At 54.8% G+C, this 4,659-nt stretch carries 4 protein-coding genes and 1 tRNA gene; 1 reads left to right on the top strand and 4 read right to left on the bottom strand.

The window, feature by feature from the left end; translation table 11 throughout:
- Nucleotides 1-381: 381 nt before the first annotated feature.
- From WC488_04530 to WC488_04520, 3 genes are all read right to left on the bottom strand, one after another.
- A tRNA-Gln gene (locus tag WC488_04530) sits at nt 382-454 on the bottom strand.
- Nucleotides 455-493: 39 nt separating this feature from the next.
- The gene (gene proS, locus WC488_04525) at nt 494-1,960 is read right to left on the bottom strand and encodes a proline--tRNA ligase (GenBank protein ID MFA5077665.1); all 1,467 of its coding nucleotides are present in this window, start codon (nt 1,958-1,960) and stop codon (nt 494-496) included.
- Between the two features lie 50 nt (nt 1,961-2,010).
- Nucleotides 2,011-2,541: a DUF350 domain-containing protein gene (locus WC488_04520; protein ID MFA5077664.1), complete on the bottom strand. Its 531-nt coding sequence runs from the start codon at nt 2,539-2,541 to the stop codon at nt 2,011-2,013.
- A 100-nt stretch (nt 2,542-2,641) separates the two neighbouring features.
- Here WC488_04520 and purM point away from each other — a divergent pair, with 100 nt between their 5' ends.
- Nucleotides 2,642-3,616 carry a phosphoribosylformylglycinamidine cyclo-ligase gene (gene purM, locus WC488_04515; GenBank protein ID MFA5077663.1) on the top strand — a complete coding sequence of 325 codons (975 nt, stop codon included), beginning with the start codon at nt 2,642-2,644 and terminating at the stop codon, nt 3,614-3,616.
- An 88-nt stretch (nt 3,617-3,704) separates the two neighbouring features.
- Here purM and WC488_04510 read toward each other — a convergent pair.
- A partial coding sequence (locus tag WC488_04510) for a glutamine synthetase (protein ID MFA5077662.1) occupies nt 3,705-4,659 on the bottom strand: 955 nt, incomplete at its 5' end.

Here is a 4,659-nt window from a genome sequence, read left to right as displayed (position 1 = left end):
ATCTCCAGCTCGCATATCTTTCAGACCGGGCGAAGACCAAATCCATGCTCAACGATTTCTACGCGGATTTTTTCAGGAACAACAGGTTCATAGGGGAAAAGGAGAAAAGGGCTTTGGAGGAGAAGATAAGGAAAGTGAAATAGCCCCACCCGGATTCGAATCCGCCTTTCGGCAATCCGAAAGCCAGCTCGAAAAAACCTTCGGTTTTTCCGACCGGGGTCTCAAGTTTTTAACCATCGAATTCTTCGAGTTATAAATCTGCTCGGATTTTGCAAATTATGGCAGACCTACAGTATTATTCGGATCGCGGGAATGTTGCGCCCGACAGAGGTTTGATATATGGTGGCCGAATGGTTTCTTCAGCCGGCTATAAAATAAGATTAGCCCCACCCGGATTCGAACCGGGGTCTCAAGGTCCAAAGCCTCGCATCCTTGACCGCTAGACTATGGGGCTGCAACAGCAAAATTAGGGCGCAGGAACTTTTTAATCCAGCTAGTATTGCCTGGAAACGTACATCCTTGCTTTCGCAGGCTTTCCGCAGTGCACGCATTTCTCAGCTTTAGGCGGTTTCGCCTCCAGAGTCACTTCATCGGAATCGAAGAACGAGCAGATGGTTCCGCGCACGTCTATGGAGTGCTTTTCCTTTATCGCCTTCGCGCACCCTTCCCCATCTTTTTCCTCGCTGCAGAATGGAACCTCGACCATCTTCCCTGCGTCCACTTTCCGGGCCATCTCCTCCTCATTCCTTGCGGAATCGAGCGCATCCCTGAACAGTTTGGAGCTTTTTTCCATGAGCCTCGCGTCCAGCCTGGCACCTTCCTTTGGAATCTCGATTTCTATTTCGGAAAGCTTCACGCTCCTCTTTTTTCCGTCATCTCTCGTAACGAGAATTGCGCTCTCGTCTGCAAGGTCACGCTCCCCTATCTCAATCCGCATGGGCACTCCGCGCTGCTCCCAGCGGTTGAATTTGAATCCCGGAGTCTGGTCGCTCAAGTCAATCTCAGCCCGCACAGCCTTGGAAAGGTTTTTCAGAAGGGTTTTCGCAGCCTCGAGGACTTTTCCGTCGCCGCCCTTCCTCATTATGGGTATTATGACCGCCTGCACCGGAGCTATGCAGAAAGGAAGCACCATCCCCTTGTTGTCCCCGTGCACAGCTACAGAAGCCGCGTATATCCTGCTTATCCCCGGTCCGTAGCAGGTCTGCCATGCGTGCACTGCATCGTTGCTTTCGTTCATGTATTTTATCCCGTAGGCCCTGGAGAAGTGCTGGCCGAGCAGGTGCGTGGTCGCAATCTGCAGGACTTTCCCGTCAGGCATCAGCGTGTCTGCTGCGAACGTATCATCCGCGCCTGCGAATTTGTCCCACTGGGGGCGCCTGAAGAATATGAACGGAATCCCGAGCGTTTTCCACACCGCTTCCTTTGCGATTGAGATATCTTCAACCACCTGGGCCCTGGCCTGCGGATTCGTAGCAAAGACGTCGTGCGCCTCTATCCAGAGGAACTCGCGCCCGCGCACGAACGGCTTGGTGGCCTTGGTCTCGTAGCGCCACACCCAGCCGCGCTGGTAAATCTTCACGGGCAAATCCGAGAGCCCGTTGACCCAGAGCGCGTACATAGGGTATATGCTGGTTTCCCCAGTAGGCTTGAGCGCGTACCTCTCCTCCAGCTTCTTGTTTCCTGCTTCTGTGACCCACATCACTTCAGGAGTGAAGCCCTCCACGTGCTCCTTCTCCGCAAGGAAGGCTTTTTCAGGCACAAGGGAAGGGAAGAACGCAGGGGAATGGCCGCGCCTCTGGAGCTCGCGCTCGTAAATATCATATATCTGATTTATGCTCTTCATCGCCCAGGGCATTATCACTATGAAGCCCTTTATGTTGTACCTGAGGTCGCACAGCCCGGCCTCTTTTATGATTTCGTTATACCACTCCGAGAAGTTCTTGGATTTGTCTATGTTCATGAAAGGCACCAGAAGAAGAATTGGATGGAAAAGAAGAAAAACAGGCGCTTTCATGCGCCGGACAGGAGCCTGAGCAGTTCTGTGGAGCTGAGGATGGATGATATTCCCTCAACAGCGCCCCTCACCACGAACGAGACCGCGACCAGCACCGCAACCATCATTATCGCCACTGCGATATTCCCTTTCCTGAGCTCAGCCATCTCGTCTATGTCCGTGGTTATCGCGTCAAGAACCTTTATCGCCACGTATATCGCGAAAACAGATGCGAGTAGGCTTACGGCAAGGTTCACGAGGCCCAGGGCGAGCGCGATGACGAGCGTGTTGGGCTCCATTCCGGCAGTTATGGGCGCCGTGAGCGTGGAAACCCCTCTTTCGAGCACCAGGGATATGGAGATGATTATGCCGCCGAGGAGCAGCCCCACCGCGCTGTTTCCCTTCTTCATCTCCTTCCATTCATCGAGATTCTTCGTGAATATGTCAAAAGTCCTGAGCGCTATGTAAACTGCGCCCATAGAAACGACCAATCCCGCGACAAACTGGAGCAGCGTAATAGCAAGCTCGGGCAGTATTTCCAACGCCATAACAACACCCTTCCTTAGCAGTTCCAGATGGGGGGACTACATATTTAAATATATCCTGACGCCTTTTAATTCCGAATCAAGCACCGTGGAACGTGATGTTATGAAATCCTATTCCGAGGCAGGCGTGGACGTGAATAAAGTGAAATCCATGCAGAACATGATAAACCGGACCATATTCGCTGGCAAGCAGGGCGCCCTTGTGGGGCATTACGCCGGCATAGTGGATTTGCGCGGCCGCAGGCTCGCCATACACACCGACGGCGTCGGGAGCAAGGTGCTAGTTGCGCAGGCCATGGGCAAATACGACACTGTGGGCATAGACGCGATAGCGATGAACGTGAACGACATAATATGCGTCGGCGCCACGCCCCTCGCAGGCGTTGACTACCTGGCCCTTTCGAGCGAGGATTCAGGCCTGGTGGAGGAGATACTCAAGGGCCTCATGGCCGGCGCCCAGGAGAGCGGGATAGAGATAGTGGGCGGAGAGACCGCGATACTCCCGGACATAATAAAGGGCGACGGACGCCCTTTTGATCTTGCGTTCACTGCGATAGGGGAAATAGAGCGCGAGCTGATAACCGGAGCCGCGATAAAGCCCGGGGGCGTCGTAATCGGGCTGGAAAGCTCGGGCCTGCACAGCAACGGGTACACGCTCGCGCGCCAAGTTCTCGAAGTGAAAAAATGGGGCGCGGAGATGCTGGCGCCCACGCGGATATACGTGAAGCCTGTGCTCGAAATGATGTCCTCGTGCAGGATAGACGGGCTCGCGCACATAACAGGGGGGGCGTTCTCAAAACTCACGCGCCTGAACAAGGAGTGCGGCTTTGTCCTGGACAACATGCCCAAGCCGGCGCCGGTGTTCCAGGCGCTCGCGAAAGAGGTCGAGGAGCGCGAGATGTACCGCACGTTCAACATGGGCGTGGGCATGTGCGTCGTCGCATCCGAGGGCAACACGGACCAGGTAATCCGCATCGCGAAGAAATACGGAATCAAGGCTGACGCGATAGGGCGCATAACTGCAGGGCAGCCCGGCGTGTGGCTCGAGAAGGAAGGGAAAAGAACCAAGCTGGACTGAGCCTGATGAACAGGCGCCCGTTTGCGTAGCCTATGCCTTCGGCCTCTATGGCGCACTTCGAATTCCGCCTGCCTGGAGACGGACAAATTCAATACACTTCAGCATACCGCTCTATCTCCCATTCGCTCACGTGCAGCCTGAATTCGTCGCATTCCTTCCCCTTCGCCTCGAGGTATTTGCTGAATAAGTATTCGCCCAGGGTCTCTTTCATGAGCGCGCTGCCCTCCATTTCCCTGAGCGCAGCGGAAAGCGAGGCAGGAAGCTGGCCTATCTGGAGCTTCTCCAGCTTCGCGTCGTCGAATTCGTACAGGCTCTCTTCCACCGGTTGCGGGGGCTGCATGTTGCTTTTTATCCCATCCAGCCCGGCCTTCAGCATCACTGCAAAAGCGAGGTAGATATTGGAGGAGGGGTCCGGGCACCTCAGCTCTATCCTCGCTGCCTTGGGCCTCTCAAGCTGGAACGCAGGAACCCGTATGAGCGCGCTCCTGTTCTCGGAAGCCCAGCTTATGTAGACCGGCGCCTCGTATCCAGGGGTGAGCCGCTTGTACGAATTCACGGTTGGGGAAGTGATTGCACATATTGATTTGATGTGCTTAAGCTGGCCCGCGATGAAGTTTTTAGCTGTTTTGGAAATCCTGTACTTCTCGTTGGAGTCGAAAAAAACGTTCACATCCCCTTTGAACAGGCTCTGGTGCACGTGCATCCCCGAGCCGTTTATGCCTGCGATGGGCTTTGGCATGAACGTCGCGAGCAATCCGTGCTTCTCGGCAACCGCCTTTATCACGAACCGCATGGTGAGCGCGTTGTCCGCGGTTTTGAGCGCGTTCCCGTACTTTATGTCTATCTCGTGCTGGCCAATCGAGCATTCGTGATGCGCGGTCTCGACATCAAGGCCGAATTTCTCCAGCATCACGCTCATGTCCCTCCTGATTTCGTATGCGAGATCCATGTTCAAGTCGAAATAACCTCCCTTGTCGTGCGGGAGCGGCTTGAGCGAGCCGTTCTCCCTCTTGAAGAGGAAAAACTCCAGTTCAGGGCCGGTG

This window comes from Candidatus Micrarchaeia archaeon (genome assembly GCA_041650355.1).
GTDB lineage: Archaea > Micrarchaeota > Micrarchaeia > Anstonellales > Bilamarchaeaceae > JAHJBR01.
This window is presented reverse-complemented; position numbering and strand designations above follow the sequence as displayed.

Excerpts from the sequence above, each read along its gene's own strand:
- proS (MFA5077665.1), bottom strand. The coding sequence starts at position 1,960 with ATGAACATAGACAAATCCAAGAACTTCTCGGAGTGGTATAACGAAATC.
- WC488_04520 (MFA5077664.1), bottom strand. The coding sequence starts at position 2,541 with ATGGCGTTGGAAATACTGCCCGAGCTTGCTATTACGCTGCTCCAGTTT.
- purM (MFA5077663.1), top strand. The coding sequence starts at position 2,642 with ATGAAATCCTATTCCGAGGCAGGCGTGGACGTGAATAAAGTGAAATCC.